The sequence below is a fragment of the Microbacterium sp. ZXX196 genome, from assembly GCF_009709595.1.
GTDB lineage: Bacteria > Actinomycetota > Actinomycetes > Actinomycetales > Microbacteriaceae > Microbacterium > Microbacterium excoecariae.
Genome location: NZ_WMEE01000527.1, coordinates 1 through 234 on the forward strand (window position 1 = coordinate 1; position 234 = coordinate 234).

The 234-nt window shown below is 48.7% G+C and carries 1 protein-coding gene; it reads right to left on the reverse strand.

Features of this window, described 5'->3' with window-relative positions; genetic code table 11:
* A partial coding sequence (locus tag GJQ66_RS14435; RefSeq protein ID WP_230379703.1) for a hypothetical protein occupies positions 1-234 on the reverse strand: 234 nt, incomplete at both ends.

Genomic DNA, 234 nt, shown 5'->3' on the forward strand with positions numbered 1-234 from the left:
ATTCGCCCCCCGTTCACTGTGTTGCGCGTGACGGTGACCGCATCGACCATGTCTTCATTGATCAGCAGTCCCTGTTGAAATGACACAGGCTGACGACCAATCGAAAAGCCAATGTCGTATCGATGGACGTCATAAGGATCCAGGTTCGGAAAAATTTCACCAAAATCGCCTTCGAAGAACAGGGTTTGAATGTCTGCATTTAATCCGTCCAGCCATTGTCCCTCACGAAATTCA